At 62.0% G+C, this 18562-nt stretch carries 18 protein-coding genes; 9 read left to right on the top strand and 9 right to left on the bottom strand.

Annotation, left to right across the window (positions count from 1 at the left end; genetic code table 11):
• Positions 1–21 precede the first annotated feature (21 nt).
• Positions 22–1221 carry a glycolate oxidase subunit GlcE gene (gene glcE, locus CCGE531_RS04315; RefSeq protein WP_120663075.1) on the bottom strand — a complete coding sequence of 400 codons (1200 nt, stop codon included), beginning with the start codon at positions 1219–1221 and terminating at the stop codon, positions 22–24.
• Entirely contained in the window at positions 1218–2657 is a 1440-nt protein-coding gene (locus CCGE531_RS04310) for an FAD-linked oxidase C-terminal domain-containing protein (RefSeq protein ID WP_120666479.1), read from the bottom strand. The genes glcE and CCGE531_RS04310 overlap by 4 nt, the downstream gene beginning before the upstream one ends.
• 120 nt (positions 2658–2777) lie before the next feature.
• Between CCGE531_RS04310 and CCGE531_RS04305 the strand changes: the two genes are divergently transcribed.
• Positions 2778–3674, top strand: a complete 897-nt coding sequence (locus CCGE531_RS04305) for a LysR family transcriptional regulator (RefSeq protein ID WP_120663074.1) — start codon at positions 2778–2780, stop codon at positions 3672–3674.
• A 29-nt stretch (positions 3675–3703) separates the two neighbouring features.
• On the top strand, positions 3704–4267 hold the full coding sequence (locus CCGE531_RS04300) for an O-acetyl-ADP-ribose deacetylase (RefSeq protein ID WP_120666477.1): 564 nt from the start codon (positions 3704–3706) through the stop codon (positions 4265–4267).
• Between the two features lie 3 nt (positions 4268–4270).
• Here CCGE531_RS04300 and CCGE531_RS04295 read toward each other — a convergent pair whose 3' ends face one another.
• Both CCGE531_RS04295 and CCGE531_RS04290 read right to left on the bottom strand, forming a co-directional pair.
• Positions 4271–5434: an adenosylhomocysteinase gene (locus CCGE531_RS04295; RefSeq protein WP_120663073.1), complete on the bottom strand. Its 1164-nt coding sequence runs from the start codon at positions 5432–5434 to the stop codon at positions 4271–4273.
• 127 nt (positions 5435–5561) lie between these two features.
• A complete protein-coding gene (locus CCGE531_RS04290) occupies positions 5562–6467 on the bottom strand; it encodes a LysR substrate-binding domain-containing protein (RefSeq protein ID WP_120663072.1) in 906 nt (301 codons plus the stop codon).
• 264 nt (positions 6468–6731) lie between these two features.
• Between CCGE531_RS04290 and CCGE531_RS04285 the strand changes: the two genes are divergently transcribed.
• The 3 genes from CCGE531_RS04285 (at position 6732) to CCGE531_RS04275 (ending at position 9670) form a co-directional block, all read left to right on the top strand.
• On the top strand, positions 6732–7229 hold the full coding sequence (locus tag CCGE531_RS04285) for an NUDIX hydrolase (RefSeq protein ID WP_205586470.1): 498 nt from the start codon (positions 6732–6734) through the stop codon (positions 7227–7229).
• A 96-nt stretch (positions 7230–7325) separates the two neighbouring features.
• Positions 7326–8861 (top strand): inorganic phosphate transporter, encoded by a 1536-nt coding sequence (locus CCGE531_RS04280; protein WP_120663070.1) that lies wholly within the window; start codon positions 7326–7328, stop codon positions 8859–8861.
• Between the two features lie 71 nt (positions 8862–8932).
• Positions 8933–9670: a 16S rRNA (uracil(1498)-N(3))-methyltransferase gene (locus CCGE531_RS04275; protein WP_120663069.1), complete on the top strand. Its 738-nt coding sequence runs from the start codon at positions 8933–8935 to the stop codon at positions 9668–9670.
• A gap of 3 nt (positions 9671–9673) precedes the next feature.
• On the opposite strand, the gene CCGE531_RS04270 is transcribed toward CCGE531_RS04275, so the two are convergent.
• Entirely contained in the window at positions 9674–10288 is a 615-nt protein-coding gene (locus tag CCGE531_RS04270) for a LysE family translocator (RefSeq protein ID WP_120666475.1), read from the bottom strand.
• 243 nt (positions 10289–10531) lie between these two features.
• On the opposite strand from CCGE531_RS04270, the gene CCGE531_RS04265 reads away from it, so the two are divergent.
• From CCGE531_RS04265 to CCGE531_RS04255, 3 genes are all read left to right on the top strand, one after another.
• Positions 10532–11905, top strand: a complete 1374-nt coding sequence (locus CCGE531_RS04265) for a glutamate--cysteine ligase (RefSeq protein ID WP_120663068.1) — start codon at positions 10532–10534, stop codon at positions 11903–11905.
• Between the two features lie 135 nt (positions 11906–12040).
• Positions 12041–12910, top strand: coding sequence for a DUF937 domain-containing protein (locus CCGE531_RS04260; protein ID WP_120663067.1), 870 nt, complete (start codon positions 12041–12043; stop codon positions 12908–12910).
• A 125-nt stretch (positions 12911–13035) separates the two neighbouring features.
• Positions 13036–13914 carry an aldo/keto reductase family oxidoreductase gene (locus CCGE531_RS04255; protein ID WP_120663066.1) on the top strand — a complete coding sequence of 293 codons (879 nt, stop codon included), beginning with the start codon at positions 13036–13038 and terminating at the stop codon, positions 13912–13914.
• An 8-nt stretch (positions 13915–13922) separates the two neighbouring features.
• Here the strand turns inward: CCGE531_RS04255 and CCGE531_RS04250 are convergent, their stop codons facing one another.
• The 3 genes from CCGE531_RS04250 to CCGE531_RS04240 all read right to left on the bottom strand — a co-directional run bounded on the left by CCGE531_RS04250 (position 13923) and on the right by CCGE531_RS04240 (position 16738).
• Complete coding sequence (locus CCGE531_RS04250; RefSeq protein ID WP_120663065.1) at positions 13923–15521, bottom strand: ABC-F family ATP-binding cassette domain-containing protein; 1599 nt, start codon at positions 15519–15521, stop codon at positions 13923–13925.
• 150 nt (positions 15522–15671) lie between these two features.
• Positions 15672–16250 carry a dienelactone hydrolase family protein gene (locus CCGE531_RS04245; RefSeq protein ID WP_120663064.1) on the bottom strand — a complete coding sequence of 193 codons (579 nt, stop codon included), beginning with the start codon at positions 16248–16250 and terminating at the stop codon, positions 15672–15674.
• Positions 16251–16441: 191 nt separating this feature from the next.
• A complete protein-coding gene (locus CCGE531_RS04240; protein WP_120663063.1) occupies positions 16442–16738 on the bottom strand; it encodes a DUF1127 domain-containing protein in 297 nt (98 codons plus the stop codon).
• A 201-nt stretch (positions 16739–16939) separates the two neighbouring features.
• On the opposite strand from CCGE531_RS04240, the gene CCGE531_RS04235 reads away from it, so the two are divergent.
• Positions 16940–17893, top strand: coding sequence for a LysR substrate-binding domain-containing protein (locus CCGE531_RS04235; RefSeq protein ID WP_112344372.1), 954 nt, complete (start codon positions 16940–16942; stop codon positions 17891–17893).
• A 36-nt stretch (positions 17894–17929) separates the two neighbouring features.
• Here CCGE531_RS04235 and CCGE531_RS04230 read toward each other — a convergent pair whose 3' ends face one another.
• Positions 17930–18562: a TetR/AcrR family transcriptional regulator gene (locus tag CCGE531_RS04230; protein WP_120663062.1), complete on the bottom strand. Its 633-nt coding sequence runs from the start codon at positions 18560–18562 to the stop codon at positions 17930–17932.

The following is an 18562-nucleotide window of genomic DNA, read 5'->3' as shown; positions in this document are numbered from 1 at the left end:
GCACGAAGGAACCCATCCGCATCACGCCATCTTCCCCGGATTAAAAATTCCCGCAGGATCGAATTTTTCCTTCACGCGCGCGGAAAGCATGGCAACCGCCTCGGGCTGCGGCTGGAAGGCCAGTGTCATTGCCCGGAGAGCTGGGGTGGCGCGCATCAAGGTCGCGTGTCCGCCGCCCAAGGCATGAATGTAGCGCCGCAGCGTATCGCCTTCCGGCTCCGCCTCCATGCGCATCCAGACAAGGCCGCCCTGCCAATCGTAATAGGCATCGACGCCTGCTTCCAGGCGAAGGGCCGCGACAAGCTGGTGGCCGATGCTGGGGGCGACCGATACCCGCCAGATCGGGCGCATCGTGGCATCGGCATAGGGTTTCACATCGCGGATCTCGCGCCAGAGCCTGCGGCTGCCATCCTCTTCGAGGCGCTTCACAGGCCCAAGCCGGCCCATCGCCGCGGCCAGTTTCTCGGCCCTGGCCGAGACGGAGCCGGGAAGGCCCTCGATGCGCAGCACCGTCGCCTCGCCCTGCGGCATGGTGCCGTCGAGGAAGGACCAGGCGACCGTCAAGGGCAAATGGGCTGCACCCGATACGTCAACAGGCAGGGCCATGGCCGCGCCCATTGCATTGGCCGCCTGCGCATCATTGAGGCCGGAAACGACGATCGTCTCCTCCGTCTTCGGCTTCGGCGGCACGCGGAAGGTCACCTCCGTCAGCAGGCCGAGCGTTCCGTGCGAACCGGCCATCAGCTTGGCCAGATCGAGGCCGGTGACGTTCTTCATCACCCGCCCGCCGGCCTTGACGATCTCCCCCCTGCCGTTGACGAAGCGGATGCCGAGAAGGCTGTCTCGCGCTGCACCGCTGACGAAACGGCGCGGGCCGGAGACATTGGCCGCGAAAATGCCGCCGATCGTCGGCTCGCCTTGCGTCGCCATCAGCGGCCGATGATCCATGGGCTCGAACGCCATCATCTGGCCACCCTCGGCAAGGGCCGCCTCGATCTCGGCGACCGGCGTGCCAGCGCGCGCGGTCATCACCATCTCGCCCGGATTATAGGCGACGATGCCGGCAAGATCGCGCGACGACAGGACCGCTTCGGAGACCACCTCGTTGCCGAAGCCGGATCGTGTGTTGCCGCCGACGATCGCGAGAGCCGCGCCGCGCGCCGCATGATCGCTGATGATGGAGGCGGCTTCCTCCTCGGTCCTGGGATGAAACTCGGTCATGCGGCGTTACGTCCGTCAAGCGGGAAGACCTTGGAAGGGTTGAGGAGCCAGCCGGGATCGAAGGCCGCGCGCACCGACATCATCTGGGCAAGATCGACATCGGCATATTGATGCCGCATCAGGTCACGTTTTTCGATGCCGACGCCGTGCTCGCCGGTCAGACAACCGCCGGCATCGACGCAAAGCCGCAGGATATCGTTGCCGGCGGCTTCCGCCTTGGCGGCATCGTCGGGATCGTTGGCGTTGAACAGGATCAGCGGATGCATGTTGCCATCGCCGGCGTGGAAGACATTGGCGACGCGCAGGCCGTAGCCGTCGATAATCTCGGCCGTCTTCTTCAGCACATGGGAAAGCTGGCTGAGCGGCACGGTGCCGTCCATGCAGATATAGTCGGCAATGCGGCCGGTGGCGCCGAAGGCCGATTTGCGGCCCTTCCAGATCAGGGCCGCCTCCGTCGCCGATTGGCATTCGCGCACTGTCTTGACCTGATGGGTCCGGGCGATGGCGACGATGCTGGCAAGCATGTCGTCCATTTCCGCTTCCGAACCCTCGACCTCGACGATCAGCAGCGCGCCGACATCGAGCGGATAGCCCGCATGGGCAAAGGCCTCGCAGATTTCGATCGCCGGCTTGTCCATGAATTCGATGGCGACGGGAATGATGCCGGCGGCTATGACATCGGCCACGCAAGCGCCCGCCTCTTCCGACGTATCGAAGCCGAACAGCACCGGCCGGGCGCCCTCCGGCTTGGCGATGAGCCGCACCGTCGCCTCGGTGACGATGCCGAGCTGGCCTTCCGAGCCGCAGACAAGGCCGAGCAGATCGTAACCCGCCGCATCCAGCGCCTTGCCGCCGAGATCGATGACGGTGCCGTCGGTCAGCACCAGCTTGACGCCGAGCAGATTGTTGGTCGTGACGCCATATTTCAGGCAGTGCGCGCCGCCGGAATTCATGCCGATATTGCCGCCGATGGTGCAAGCAAGCTGCGAGCTCGGGTCGGGCGCGTAGAAGAAACCATCGGCCGAGACGCTTTCGGAGACATGCAGGTTCGTCACCCCCGCCTGTACGGTCGCGGCGCGATTGGCATAATCAACGTCGAGGATGCGGTTCATCTTGGAAAGGCCGAGAACGACGGCATCCTCCTGCGGGATGGCGCCGCCGGAAAGCGAGGTGCCGGCGCCGCGCGGCACGACGGGAATGCCGTAGCGATGGCAATATTTCATGACAGCGGCGACTTCGGCCGTCGAGCGCGGCAGCGCGACGGCGAGCGGCACGCGGCGATAGGAGACGAAGGCATCGGTTTCGAACGGAACGAGCTCACGCGCCTCGTGAATGAGGCATTCGGGTGCGAGAAGATCGGTAAGATCGGCGACGATCATGCTGCGGCGGGCAAGAACATCCGCACGCGGCTCCAGAAATGAAATGGCCTCGGCCATGCCGTCCTCCTCCTGCATCCGGTTTGGGAGCAGCCTCCTTTTAACGCATAACAGGCTTAGCGCTTTCCCAAGTTTGGAGCAAATGATAAGCATTTATTCCAAAACAGGTAATAATCGTGCATGACCAATTTAGGAGATCTCGAAATCTTCGCCAGCGTCGTCGCGACCGGCAGCATGTCGCTGACCGGCCGCGCGCTCGGTTTTTCGCCGGCGGTGATTTCCAAGCGCATCAAGCGCCTCGAAGACAGGCTCGGCACCCGGCTCCTGCAGCGCACCACGCGGCAGATTTCGCTGACGGAGGCGGGCCAGGGCTTCTACGACCGCGTGCTTGCCATTCTCGCCGGGCTCGAAGAGGCGGAAGCCTATATTGCCGGGCGCTCCTCGCAGATGCACGGCACGCTGAAGATCTCCGCCCCGACATCCTTCGGCCGGCTGCATATCGCGCCGCATCTGAAATCCTTCATGCAGGCCCATCCGGAACTCGCGATCAACCTGGTACTGAGCGACGAATTCGTCGATATCGTCGGCGGCGGCTTCGATCTTGCCATCCGCATCGCCGAGCTCACCGATTCCAGTCTCGTCGCCCGCAGGCTTGCGCCGGTGCGCAGGGTGCTCTGCGCTTCACCGGCCTATATCGATACGCACGGCACGCCCGAGGATATCGAGGATCTGCGCCGCCATATCTGCCTGCCGGCGCACAATCACGACCCCTGGCGGCTCGACGGCCCGCAAGGCAGCCTGACCTTCCGGCCGGAGGGCAGGCTGATCACCAATTCCAGCGAGGTCGTCCGCGAAGCCGTCATCGCCGGCCTCGGCATTGCCTTGCGCTCGACCTGGGATGTCGGCCCGGAGCTGCGTAGCGGCCGTCTCGTTCAAGTCCTGCCGGCCTATGAAGGCTCGCACAATGTCACGCTTTCGGCCGTTTACCCCAGCCGACAGTTCCTACCAGCGAAAGTGCGCGTCTTCATCGATTTTCTTGCGGAACTTTATGGTCCCGTTCCCTATTGGGAGCGATGAAAGCCCTTTCGAGGATCGAGGAGATCATCATGTCCGCGCCCGAGATCATTCGTTCCGATGTTGCCTCCATCTCGAAGACACGCTTCACCGTGGCTCTCGGCGATATTACCAGGCTTCCTGTCGATGCCATCGTCAATGCGGCCAATAGCAGCCTGCTCGGCGGCGGCGGTGTCGATGGCGCGATCCATCGCTCCGCCGGGCCGGAACTCCTCGCCGAATGCCGGAGGCTGAACGGCTGCAAAACCGGGCAGTCGAAGATCACCGGGGGATATCGCCTGCCGGCAAGGCATGTGATCCACGCTGTCGGCCCCGTCTGGAATGGCGGCGATCATGACGAGGAAGAGCTGCTCGCCAGCTGTTATCGCAGCAGCCTCGGCCTTGCCCGGAAACACGGACTCAAGACCATCGCCTTTCCCGCCATCTCCACCGGCGTCTATCGCTTTCCCGCCGAACCGGCTGCCGGGATCGCAATCCACACCAGTCTAGCTGAAAGCAAGGATGGCGTCTTCGAGGAGATCATCTTCTGCTGCTTCGGCGACGACATGGCGGCGCTCTACGACCGCTTGCTGCCGCAAGCGCTTGATAAAGCCTGACGCTTACCGCGCCAAGTCGAGATAGGCGGAGGCGACCAACGCGTCGATATCAGTGGGAACGGGGATGACGCAGGCTTCGCCGCCAAGTCCGCCCTTGGCAACGCGCTCCAGGCAACGGGCCTGCAGCGTAAAGCCGAGATCCATGGATTCGATGGTATTGCCCAGCGGACGCGGGCCGGCGAGATTGGCCATGTGACCGCCGCCGAGAATATGGAAGGCGCGGCCGTCGCGCATGCGGACCGTTTCGATTTGCTCGGCCGCGTAGCGATCGATACCAGCGACGTCGGGACTGTTGCGGAAGCCTTCGACATCGATCTCATGCGGGAAGTGACCGCCATTCATCAGGATCGCACCGTCCTTGATCAGCGGCAAATCCGCTGTCGTGACGATATCGCGGAAGCCGGTAACGGTGATCAGGATATCGGCGGAACGGATCGCCGCGTCCCGCGGCGGCGTCGAGAAGCCGTCGAGGTGTGCCTCAAGGGTCGTAACCGGATCGATATCGACGACGCTGACCGCGGAAAAGGCGTTGCGGAAACACGCCGCCGTGCCCTTGCCGCAGGCGCCATAACCGAAGACGGTGACGCGCTTGCCATTGGTGGAGCGATTGGTGAAGCGCAGATAGCTCTCGAACAGGCTCTGCCCGACGGCATGCCGGTTTTCGGCGAATTGCTTGATCGGGCTGTCGTTGATGACCAGGATCGGCATGTTGAGCCTGTCGCGCATCGGTATGAGCCGGGTGCGGCCGGATGTCGTTTCCTCGGTGCCGCCGAGAAGATTGGCATAGGGCTGCTCGGCCGCACGGGCGAAGAGATCGCCGCCATTGTCGAGCAGCAGATCCGGCTTTTCCGCCAGGATCGCATCGAGGCTCGCGCCGTGCTCCTCGGCATCGCGGGTCTGCGTCGCGAAGACCTTGATCCCTTGCGCACGAAGATAGTCGACCGTTTCGGGCTGCGTGCTGTTGAGATTGCCGGTACAGACGAGGTCCGCGCCGCCGGCCCGCAGCGTCATCAGCAGCGCGACCGTCTTCGGCTCCAGATGGATGCCCGTGCCGATGGTCAGGCCGGCAAAGGGCCTGGTGTCGCGAAATTCCGCCGCCGTGGCAGCCAGCAGTCGGCAGCTGCGCGCCACCCAGTCGATGCGGGAAAGATAAGAGGATTGATCCATGTTGCGCTCCTGCCGGTAGGTTCCATATGGCGATCTGGCATGGCTAGAGGTTGGCTGTCGATGGACATTGCAATGCGTCGCATGGCAGAAAATCTGCCATATAGATCCCGATCGAGCAGATGCCTTGCTAAATCCCTTCGGCCCCTGCCCTGCTCAGCCAATCGGCCAGCCGGACGAGCGCCGAATCCTTCACATCGCCGCTGCGGATGCAGAGGCTGTAGCCGGCCGGTCTTCGAATGAAGCCGTAAGGTGCCACCAACGTGCCGCGATCGATATCGTCACCGACGGCCGTGCGCGGCGCGATGGCAACGCCAAGCCCGGAACGGGCCGCTCCGATCGCAAGCAGCAGATCCTCGAATTCGCGATTGCCGGCAAAGCGGAGGGGAGCATGACCGCTTTCGGCAAACCAATCCTCCCACAAGCTCGGGGCGGAACGGCTTGCGAGCGCGACGGCACCGGCGAGCACCGAGACATCGGCTGAGAGGCCGAGGCGATCGGCGAGTTCCGGCGTTGTGACCGGCCCGAATTCATCCTCCATGAAGCGGATCGCGGTGATATCACGCGTCGGCCGGTATTCGCCGCCCATGATGACGGCCTCGAGATCCGGGCGCTTGGCCAGAGGCTCCACCGTTGCCATCGGAACGATGTCCATATCGATGTTCTGAAGCGCTGCCTGCAGGCCGGCGGCGCGCGGCATCAGCCACCAGACCACGAAAGCCGAGGGCACGCCGAGCCGGATGGACCGCCTGCTTTCGATCGAAAGGTCGGCCGAAGCCCGTGCCAAGATGCCGAGGGCGACACCGACCGAATCAGCGAATGCCTTGCCCTTGGCCGTCAGCACCAGCCTGCCATTCTCCCGATCGAACAAGGTCATGCCGAAATGGGTTTCCAGCAGATTCAACTGCTGCCTGACGGCGCCGCGCACGACTCCAAGCTCGTCGGCTGCCTTCAGAATGCTGCCGCGCCGCGCCACTGCGTCGAAAGCACGCAATGCATTCAGAGGTGGCAGGCGTCGGGGTGGTCGTTCTGACATGACAAGAATTTATCTTTTTTCCCAGTATGATAGCGGCGACATTCAAGCAACTGCGCCATCTGCGGCATAAAAATGCTGTTCAATGTCGCTTTCAGCACAATGGCTGCCGAATATCAGAAAACAAATCTCTTGTTTTTTATCTAAGCAGCACTGAATAAATTTGTGGGGAAATACCATATAGCGTCATATGTGGCGCAAATTTTTTCCACACAATGTTATTATGCAACCTAAGCTTCACTCCAACACCAAAAGGTGATCCGACAATTGGCCTTTCTCAACCGTATAGCTAATGATGTGCAACTTATGTTTCGGCGCCCGCCGCGACAGCAATATGCCGCGCTCTGCTATCGATTGAAGAAGAAAACGGGTGATCTCGAAGTGTTGCTGCTGACCAGCCGCGATACCGGCCGCTGGGTCATTCCCAAGGGCTGGCCGATGCCGGGCAAGCTTTCCCATGAGGTCGCCGCCCTCGAAGCCTATGAAGAGGCCGGCGTGCGCGGCACGGTGGAGACGGAGCCGCTCGGCTCGTTCGGCTACGACAAGATGCTGAAGGATGGCATTCAGGTACCGTGCCGCGTGCAGGTCTATGCGCTCGAAGTCAGCGAGCGTGCCAAGCAGTTCAAGGAAAAGGGCGAGCGTTCACTGGAGTGGGTCTCCTTCGAAGTGGCGGCCGAACGCGTTCGCGAACCGGAGCTGCGCGATCTTATTGTCGCTTTCGCGCAGCGGATGACGACGGCTCCTGCCGCAATCCAGGCGAAATAAGCCACATTAGTCACAAAAAACTATGCCAGTGTGCGTGGCGGATATTGCGCGCCTCATCGGTCAGCGCAATACGAGAGTTTTGATCCAGAGAATTGCATGTCCGACCGACCGTCCACGCCAATAAAAAGGACCCTCGACAAGGACCTCGACAAATTCACCTATGTCGAGGACGCGACCCATCACGTCGCGAGGCGCCTTGTGGCGCCGGGTATCGGCTTGATCTTTCTCGGGCTCGCCATGGTCTTCGCCGGCATTTACGTGCTCGACCAGCCGCGCGCGACGCTGATCTTTGCCGCCGTCGGCCTTGCCGGCTACATGGCCATGAACATCGGCGCGAAGGACGTCGCCAACAATGTCGGCGCGGCGGTCGGCGCGCGCGCGATCACAATGACGCAGGCGCTCGTCATGGCGGCCATTTTCGAAATCCTCGGCGCGACGATTGCCGGCGGTCCGGTCATCAACACGATCTCCGCGCATATCGTCGACACCAATCGCATCATCAGCATCGGCAAGCTCGCCTGGCTGATGATGGCGGCGCTGCTTGCCGCGGCACTCTGGATCAACTTCGCAACCTGGCTGAAAGCGCCCGTTTCGACCACGCATACGATCGTCGGCGCCGTCGTCGGCGCGGGAGCCGCAGCCGTCGGTCCGGAACTGGTAAACTGGAACCTTCTCGCGGCAATCTCCGCCGGCTGGGTCGTGACGCCTTTCCTTGGCGGCGCCATCGCGGCCGGCATCCTGTTCTTCATCGAGACCTTCATCGTCTATCGCGACGACAAGATCGCCGCCGCCAGATACTGGATCCCCATTCTGATCGGCTTGATGGCCGGCTCGTTTTCGGCCTATCTCATCGTCCAGCTCGAGCCCAGGAATGCCATTCCGAACCTGCTGAATCTTGCGATCGGCATTATCGTCGGCATGATCGCCTGGCTGTCCGCGCGGCCGCTGGTGGCGGCGCAATCCGTCGGGCTCGAAAACAAGAACGGCTCGCTGCGCAAGCTTTTCCGCCTGCCGCTGATCTGCTCGGCGGCGCTGATGTCCTTTGCGCATGGCGCCAACGATGTCGCCAATGCCATCGGACCGCTGTCGGCGATCGTGCGCGATATCGGGCTTGGCGGCTCGCTCGGCGTGGTGGCCGAAACGACCACGCAGAAGGCGCCCTTCTGGGTCGTCATGATCGGCGGCTGCGGCATTTCCGTCGGCGTGCTGCTTTACGGCCCGCGACTCATTCGCCTGCTCGGCGAACAGATCACCAAGCTCAATCCGATGCGGGCCTATTGCGTTGCCGTATCCGCGGCGCTCACCGTCATCGTCGCGGCCTGGTTCGGTTTCCCGGTGAGCTCGACCCACATTACCGTCGGCGCGGTTTTCGGCGTCGGCTTCTTTCGCGAGTGGTCTACCGTCCGCTCCAAGCGGCGATTTGACTATATGCGCAAAAAGGCCGAAGCAGCAGGCATTCCCTGGCTCGAGCCGGAAATCACGGATGAGCGCAATCCCGACGAGGTTCATCGCCGGCGCCTGGTGCGCCGCTCCCATCTCATGACCATCATCGCCGCCTGGGCGATCACCGTGCCGGTCGCGGCCCTGCTTGCCGCCGTCGTATATTGGGTTATGGTCGCGCTCTTCATTTAGAGCGGTTCGGCTTCTCACCGGATCTGCGAACCGCTCCATCTCATTGCTCTAAGTCATTCCGGGGGTAATCCATGCGCGCCAATTTCCGCATGCAGCGGCTGTTCGTGACCGCAGACATCACGGCAGGCATCGCCATCGAGGTCGATCAGGATCAGTTCAATTATCTCGCAAACGTGCTGCGCATGGAGGATGGCGCCGAGCTGCTTATATTCAACGGCCGCGACGGCGAGTGGAAGGTCAGCACCTCCTTTCCCTCACGCAAACGCATCCTGCTGACGCCCGTCGAGCAAACAAGACCGCAGCCGGCCCCCTCCGACCTGCATTATCTCTTCGCGCCGCTGAAAGTCGGACGGCTCGACTATCTCGTGCAGAAGGCCGTGGAAATGGGCGCGGGCCTGCTGCAGCCGGTCATGACCCAGCATGTGCAGGGCAAGATCACCAATCTGGACAAGGTCAAGGCCAATGTCATCGAGGCGGCGGAGCAATGCGGCATCCTCGGCATTCCCGAGGTGGCCGAGCCGCTAAAGCTTGCCGAGCTGCTCGCCCGCTGGCCGCGCGAACGGCGTATCATCTATTGCGACGAAGGCGATGCCGGCCAGAACCCGCTGCCGCTGCTAACGCGGGTCAAGGAGAAGCACCTGGCTCTGCTTGTCGGCCCCGAAGGCGGCTTTTCCGAAGAGGAGCGCGCCCTGCTGCGCAGCCTCGATTTCGTCACCGCCATTCCGCTCGGGCCGCGCATCCTGCGCGCCGACACGGCCGCCGTCGCCGCCATGGCGGTGATCCAGGCTGTTATCGGCGACTGGAACTGAGCCCTACTCCAAGACCGCAACGATAGTTGCAACGATCAGCAGGATCGCCAGCGAGATATTGACGATCCGCGAGACCCTTGGATTTTGAAGAAAACCGGACAGCGAAGCGCCGACAAAAAGCCACACCATGTGGATGGCGACGATCATTCCCGTCAGTAGCACGATCTTGACGGTTGCATCGAGCAGCCGCTGGTCCTGAAACAGGCTGACCCCGGCAAAGACGGCGGCAATCGCCAGATAGGCCTTGGGGTTGGCGACGGCCAGCAGGAAGCCGCCTGAAAAGGCCGGAGCCTCGGCCCGATCGTCGCGGCGCGACAATGGCGGCGCGGTGGCGATCTTGAAGGCGAGATACAGGATATAAACGGCCGAGACCGCCGTCAGCAGGAAGGCGCCATGCGGCACCGACAGCAGGACCGCAACGATGCCCGCTGCCACAGCCAGCAAGACCATGACGGTGCCCGCGATCAGGCCGGAGACGTAACCGAGCGACCGCCGGAAGCCATAGGCCGCGCCCATCGCCGTCGCGCTGATCGTCGAGGGGCCTGGGCTTCCCATGATGACCAGGGAGGCCAGAAGCAAAGTCAGTATAGGATAGTAAAGGGCGTTCGGACCGTTCATCGATATGCTCCGCTTGATGTCAATCGAAGCAAAACTATCCATGCTCACGGCGAGACGTCTTGAACGCTTGTGCAAATATGCCGGCGGCTGGCACTGGCGTGATGCACTGGCGAGACACAAAATCCTATTTTTTTGAACGACCCTTGAAAGAAATTCACTTGCACCGTACCTCAATCCGCGTCAATCACCCTCCTATTGACCTGCGGCTTGCGCGGGTTCTTCTCCGAGATCTAAGGTAATACCATGGCGCGCGATACCACCGACCAGACTCCGCTCTCCTCGGTCTCGGAAATGACAGCCTATCTGGCTGCCGGCAGCAAGCCGGAGGAGAAATTCCGCATCGGCACGGAACACGAAAAATTCGTGTTCTTTCGCGCCGACAACAGCCCCGTGCCCTATTTCGGCGACGCCAGCATTTCCGCGCTCCTCAAGGGGCTGCAGAAGAAGAGCGGCTGGGATCCGATCATGGACGGCGACAACATCATCGGCCTCGGCGAACCCTCTGGCATGGGCGCGATCTCGATCGAGCCGGGCGGCCAGTTCGAACTCTCCGGCGCGCCGCTCGAAACCATCCACCAGACCTGCAAGGAATCGAACAACCATCTGGCGACGGTGCGCGAGATTGCCGAACCGATGGGCATTCGCTTCCTCGGCGTCGGCGGCAGCCCGAAATGGACGCTCGCCGAAACGCCGCGCATGCCGAAATCGCGCTACGACATCATGACCCGCTACATGCCGAAGGTCGGCACCAAGGGTCTCGACATGATGTACCGCACCTGCACGATCCAGGTGAATCTCGACTTCTCCTCGGAAGCGGACATGCGCCGCAAGATGCGCGTGTCGATGAAGCTGCAGTCGCTGGCAACCGCGCTCTTTGCCTCCTCCCCCTTTACCGAAGGCAAGCCGAACGGTCTTTCCTCCTGGCGTGGCGAGATCTGGAAGGACACCGATAACCGTCGTGGCGGCCTGCTGGACTTTACCTTCCGCGACGATTTCGGCTTTGAAGACTATGTGAAGTGGGCGCTCGACGTTCCCATGTATTTCGTCGTGCGCGACGGCCGCTATCACGACTGTACGCACGTCACCTTCCGCCAGTTCATGGATGGCGCGCTGAAGGGCGAGATATCGGACTGGGAACCGACGATGGGCGACTGGACGAACCATCTCTCGACGCTGTTCCCCGACGTACGCCTGAAGCGTTTCCTCGAAATGCGCGGCGCAGACGGCGGCCCCTGGCGGCGCATCTGTGCGCTGCCGGCCTTCTGGGTCGGCCTGCTCTATGACGACGAGGCGCTGACGGCTGCCGACGAGCTGACCAAGGACTGGAGCTTCGACGAGGTCAATGCGCTGCGGGATGTGGTGCCGGCGCAGGGTCTGAAGGCCGCCATCAAGGGCCATGGCCTGCTTGATGTCGCGCGCGAAGTGGTCGGCATTTCCCGCCTCGGCCTGAAGAACCGCGCCCGCCTGAATGGTGACGGACTGGACGAAACCGTCTTCCTTTCGCCGCTCGACGAAGTGCTCGCCAAGAAGGGTACGCTCGCCGACGATCTGCTGATGCTCTACAACGGCCGCTGGAACCAGTCGGTCGAGCCGATCTTCGAGGAATATCAGTACTGACAGCCGATCGGCCGCCGTCATCGCCTCGATGCGGCGACGGCAGAAACCGGTATGCGCCCTCTTTTTTCCGCTATAGTATCGACATAAAGCGCCGCCTGATTCCGAAGCGGCCTCATAGCGGGGAAAGGGACTTCGATGCTGCCACTCTTCGACATGATGATGCAGGCACAGAACGGCGCCGCCACGGAAGCCATGGCCAAGCAGTTCAACCTAGCGCAGGAGCAGGCGACCAAGGCGATGGCCGCGCTGATGCCGGCCTTTTCCTCCGGCTTCAAGCGCAGCGCGACCGATCCCTATAATTTCATGGGCGTGATGCAGGACATCAGCTCGGGCAATTATGCCAAATATTTCGAGGACATGACCAAGGCCTTCACGCCCGAGGGCATCGCCGACGGCAATGCGGTGCTCGGAAGGCTGTTCGGCTCCAAGGAGGTTTCCCGCGCGGTTGCGGCACAGGCAGCCCAGATGACCGGCATCGGCCAGGAAATCTACAAGCGCATGCTGCCGGCCATGGCGGATACGCTGATGGGCGGCCTGTTCAAGGAAACCAGCGGTCAGTTCCCGCAGATGGCCAATCCCTTCCTCAATACCGATATGGGCGAGATGATGCAGGGCTGGCTGCGGAGCATCGGCTTTGCGCCGAAGCAGCAGCCGACACCGCAGGCGAGCATCTTCGACAATCCCTTCACCCAGGCGATGGAGCTGATGTTCGGGGCCGATTCGGTCAAGCGCGGGAAGCCGGCGCAGACCAATCCGTTCCTCGACAATCCCTTTGCCAGGGCTTTTCAGGATATGATGAAGAACTTCCCGATGCCGGCAGAGCCGCCGAAGGAAGAGCCGAAGGCCAAGCCCGCCGCCGGCGTCGACATGGCCGCCTATACCGAGATGTTCAACGCCATGTTCGACAGCGGCCTGGAAGTGCAGAAGAGCTATCAGAAGAACATGGAAGCGATCTTCGACAGCTATTTGAAGACGCAGGATAAGCCAGCGCCGAAACAAGAGTGACGGCGGGTCGTCACTTTCGATCCCCACTCATTGTTCGTAATTCCGCACAGCCCGTGCGCATTGCGCCCGCTTATCATACACTGAGACTGAGCCTATTTCTGCTTTCATCTTGAAAGGAGATAGCCATGTCCAGCATCGATCAATCCGGCAGCTTTACCCTTGGGGACCGCAAGGTCAAACGGCTTGGCTACGGCGCCATGCAGCTCGCAGGCCCCGGCGTGTTCGGCCCGCCAAAGGACCACGACACCGCGCTCGCAGTCCTGCGCGAAGCGATCACCTCCGGCGTCAACCATATCGACACCAGCGATTTCTACGGTCCGCATGTGACCAATCAATTGATCCGGGAAGCGCTCCATCCCTACCGCGACGATCTCACCATCGTCACCAAGATCGGCGCGCAGCGCGGCACGGATGCATCCTGGCTGCCGGCTTTCTCCGCCGACGAGCTGAAGCAGGCGGTGCACGACAATCTGCGCAACCTGCAGCTCGACGTGCTCGACGTCGTCAATCTTCGCGTCATGCTCAACCCGCATCACCCAAGCGAGGGCTCAATAGAGGCACCGCTGACCGCCCTTGCGGAGCTTAAGCGGCAGGGTCTTGTGCGCCATATCGGGTTGAGCAATGTCACACGCAGTCAGATCGCCGAGGGCCGCACGATTACAGAGATCGTCTGCGTGCAGAACCAGTACAATCTCGCACATCGCGGGGACGACGCGCTGGTCGATGAACTGGGCCGCGATGGCATTGCCTACGTGCCCTTCTTCCCGCTCGGCGGTTTTACGCCGCTTCAGTCCTCAGCCCTGTCCGATGTGGCCACCCGTCTGGAGGCTACGCCGATGCAGGTGGCGCTCGCCTGGCTCTTGCAGCGCGCACCGAACATCCTCCTCATTCCGGGCACATCGTCGCTGGCCCACCTCAAGCAGAATATCGCAGCCGCCGAGCTCGAATTGCCGGAGGATGCGATCGCCGAACTCGATCGCATCGCCAGCGCCAGCCACGCCTGACGCGATCCTCAGCCATCCGAGACGGCTCGGGCAGACAGCTCGAGCCGTCTCTCTATTCCGATGTTGTCGAGAAACACCTCATCGTGGCTGACGACCAGAAGCGCGCCGTCATAGGCCCGCAGCCCAGCTTCGACTGCTGAAATGGAATCGATATCCAGATGGTTGGTGGGTTCGTCAAGGACCAGCAGCGAGGGCGGCACCGAGCCGCCAAGCACGCAGGCAAGCCCGGCGCGCAGAAGCTGGCCGCCGCTGAGGCTGGAGACGATCTGCAGCGCGGCATCTGCCCGGAACATGAAGCGCGCCAGCGCGGCACGGCAGGCATTCTCGTCCGCGTCCGGGTTGATCCGCCTGAAATTGTCGCGGATCGAAAGCGATGGATCGAGAAGACTGACCCTTTGGTCCAGCAGGGCGGAATGGACGACGCGCACTGTTCCGCTCCAGGGCTCTAATGCGCCTGATGTCAGCGCCAACAGCGTCGTCTTGCCCGAGCCATTCGGTCCCGTGACGGCAACGCGTTCCGGCCCCGTGATGATGAAATCGAAATCGCGCAGGATCGGCCGTTCTGGCTCGTATCCAGCGGTGATGCCCTCCATCCGCAGGACGATCCTGTTTGCCGGCAATCCCGATGTCGGCAGTTTCACGGTCAGCGGCTGCAGGATCTCGATCTTCTCGCGGGCAGCGGCGGCATCCTGCAAAGCCTGGGCACGACGGCGCTCGGCAAGGCGGGTATTTTCGCCGCCCGTCATCTCGCTTCGCTCCTTCATTCCGCCGAGCATGATGCGCGGTATGCCGCCCTTGGCCGCCATCTTCCGGCCAGCCTTGTCCCGCCGGGCCTGCCGCTCGATGGTTGCCTGGGCGCTTCTTTCCACCTCGGCGACACGCTTCTCCGCTTCGGCGAAATCATGCTCGGCCGCGGAAAGCTCCAGCGCCTTGCGCTCGCGATACTGGCTCCAGTTACCGCCGTAGCGCGATGCGCCGAGCGATGTCAGCTCGACGATCGCATCCATGGTGTCGAGCAATTCGCGGTCATGGCTGATGACGATGGCGCCCGCCCTCCAGCCCGAGAGCAGATCGATCACCGCGGCACGACCGTCGCGATCGAGATTGTTGGTGGGTTCATCGAGAATAAGGAAATCTGGATCGTCGACGATGAGGGCTGCCAGACCGCAGCGCGTGCGCTGTCCACCTGATAGCGTCACGAGAGGCGTTTCCGGGGTAACGTCGAGGCCGACGCGATCAAGGGCCGCGGCGATGCGCGCCTCGAGCGTCCAATCGGCCGAGGCGAGTTCCTCATTCGTCGCTTCGCCCGCTTCCGCCCGCTTCAGGACGGCGAGGGCTTCGGTCGCGTCGAAGAGATCGGCAACCGTTTCTTCGGCCTCCACCTGCACGCTCTGGCGCAAGATCCCCAATCTACCGTTGAAGGAGATGCTGCCGGACTGCGGCTGCAAGTCTCCGGCGACGAGCTTGATCAGGGTCGTCTTGCCGACGCCGTTACGGCCGACAAGGCCGGTGCGCTCGGCGCCGAAGCTCAGATCGAGATGGGAAAGAAGCGGCCGGCCGTCAGGCGTGGACCACGAAAGATTGGATAGAACGATGGATATGAGCATGAGCAAAAATTTCCCCGATGACAAGGCTGAACGGCATTGCGGTCGAGGTGGAATTCATTGCTGCACACATCCTGTTGGTATTACTGATGCCCATAAACTAGGCGACAAGCGGCTTCAATTCAAGCCCGGCGCGCAAAGTCGGTGCAAAGTTCAACCCTTAGTGTCGATGGCATTCAGGAAGTCGATGACGCGCTTCCAGGTAAGATCGGCGGCCTTGGCGTCGTAGTCGCGCAGGCTGGCATCGGTATAGAGGTGGCCGCCGCCTGGATAGGTGAAGACTTCCGCCGATATGCCGGATCGATCGGCCGCCTGCCGCCAGCCAGCGACCTCCTCCGCCGGTTCGAACGGATCGGGATCGGCCAGATGAAGCTGCAACGGCAGGCCCTTGCGGGCATTGTCGGCAATGGTGGCAAGGCCATGCAGCAAGAGGACGCCGGCCGTCTTCTCCCGCTTTGGCCACAGGCTAGATGCGACGCCGGCACCCATCGAAAATCCGGCAAGCACGGTCGTGGCCGGCAGGCCTGCCAGCGCCCATTCCGCGCGCTCGCAAATCGTCGGCCAGCCGATCTCGTCCTTGAATTCGAAGCCCTCGTCGATCGATCGGGCGATCAGCCCGTCATAGAGGTCCGGTGCGAAAGCCTTGTGTCCAGCCGCCTGCACGCGCTCGACCGCCTCATGCTCAAGCGAGCGCAAGCCGTAGACGGAGTGGAAGAAGATCACCGTTGCCATCGTCGAATCCTCGCTACCTGATCAAATGGCAAGATAAGACAATTGCCACCGGAGGCAACTTGCCCGCGTATAATCCATTGCGGAAACACGGTCGCCAGAAAGAAAAAACCCGGTGTTGGCCCTTGGGCCGAACACCGGGAAAGAAGCAGGGCTTATTGGCTATCACCCTGCGGGGAAACTATTGCCCGACATCAGCCGCGGAAGCTGAAGGCGGAGAGGCACGTACGGCGACGCGCGGAATTGGTCAGATGGCTGGACGGGTCCTCGAAAAAGGTCGAGGTGGTCAGCGCAGCGTCGAGGTCCTGCCTGGTCAGGCCAACGTCCCGCAGCTGGGCATCGTTCAGCTCATTCAGATAGTGGATCTCTCGGCGATTTCGGATTGCGCGCCAGACGGATGTCACATTGGCAAAAGCAAGCATCATGCGCGCCGTCAGCGATAGCGATGGCGTTGCAAGGCCGAGCTCAAGGGTCCGATCTGTCGTGCGCATTTCCGTAGTCCTTTCCTTGGGGCACGCACCAGCCAAGCCCCTTCCCGGTATTCCGGAAAAGGGGCGTATGCCGGGAGGAGTTCGATAAGAATGTCTGTTCGATTGGTATGCTGAATTGCATTAGGAAGATGCCAAAGCCCTATTGATCAGTCCAACGAATGTTTCTAATGATAATCATCAAACTCCTTTATAGGTGAACCCATGTCCGCGCCGCTTGACATCGATCAGTTGCAGACCTTCATCGCAATCGTGGATTCCGGCAGCTTCACCAAGGCGGCCGACCGGGTGTTCAAGACGCAGTCGGCTGTTTCCATGCAGATGCGCCGGCTGGAGGAGCGCGTCGGCAAGCAGCTCTTCATCAAGGACGGACGCGGCAACCGCCTGACGGCCGAAGGCGAAAAGCTGCTGAACTATGCCCGCCGCATCATCCGCCTGAACAACGAGGCGATGGCGGCTTTCGACGACAATCGTCTCGAAGGCACGCTGCGCATCGGCACGCCGGACGATTATGCCGACCGCTATATGCCCGAAATCATCGGCCGCTTCGCCAAAACGCATCCGAATGTCGAGCTCTATATCGTCTGCGAACCCTCGGTCGATCTGGCCGAGCGCATGCATCGCGGCGAACTCGATATCGCGCTGGTCACCCATAATCCGCGCGAACGCATGTCGGATGTGGTGCGGACGGAGCCGCTCTGCTGGGTCGGCTCGGCCAACCATCCGCTGCGCGACGATGCGCCCATTCCGCTCGCCGTCGGGCGGCGTGACTGCCAATGGCGCCAGCTTGCCTGCTCGGCACTCGATGCCGGCGGCCGCGACTATCAGATCCTGTTCACCAGCTGGTCCTGCACCGTCGTTGCCGCGGCAGTGCTTGCCGGCATGGCGGTTTCGGTCATGCCGGAATCGGCGCTCAGGACCGGCATGAAGGTGCTGACCCAGGCTGATGGCTTCCCGCCGCTGCCGCCGGTGCAGATCGGCATCATGAAACGGCCTGGGCTTTCCGTTTCATTGATGAACGCGATCACCGCCCATATCTCGGCCTGCCTGGACAACATCACGCCTGCTGCGGTCGATGATGACCTCGATGGCGAGGTGAAGACCTATACGCGCTTCTATCCGCGGCTGCGCGCCGGGCACATTCTGCCGGGCTGGTGACCTCGGGGCTCACCAACCAAACATCTTCGATCGCGACTATTGTGCCGGCTCCGCCAGCAGGGTTGCGCGGATCACCTGTTTCCATTCATGGAGCATGCGCACGGCCATTCCGTCGTCGCTCATGATGGCAAAGCGGACCGATGCGCCGATCAGATGGCTGAAAAGCGGGGTGCGCGCCGTCAGGTCGATGCGGCTTTCGGCCGGCAGGAATGGCCGAATGCTCGTCAGGAATATCTCGGCGACGCGATTGCTGTGCTGTATGTTGAGCTGCAGGATATCCCTGTCGATATCCGTGCCGAGCCAGACGCCGAGATAGGCGGGATCGCTGCGAAACTCGTGGTAATACCAATCGATCATGCCGCAGACCAAGTCGATAGCATGATCCAGCGATGTTACGGTCGCAAAGGCTTCCCCGACCTTCTGCTGGATGCGGCTGGAGTGCCGGTCAAGCAGGGCTCTGACAATTGCGGCCTTGTCCGGAAAATATTGATAGACGGAACCGATCGGAATCCCCGCGACGGCGGCGAGTTCCGTCATCTTCATCGCGCTGACGCCATTTTCGGCGATCAGCCTGGCTGCGGCCGACAGGATGGCGTCGACGCGTTGAATACTTCGCTCCTGCTGCGGCCTTTTGCGGAACGTGACGCGGTCAGGCCTATCCGGTTTCAT

The sequence above is a fragment of the Rhizobium sp. CCGE531 genome, assembly GCF_003627795.1.
Taxonomy (GTDB): domain Bacteria; phylum Pseudomonadota; class Alphaproteobacteria; order Rhizobiales; family Rhizobiaceae; genus Rhizobium.
Note: the sequence above shows the minus strand (reverse complement) of the source record. Positions and strands in the feature narration are given on the sequence as shown.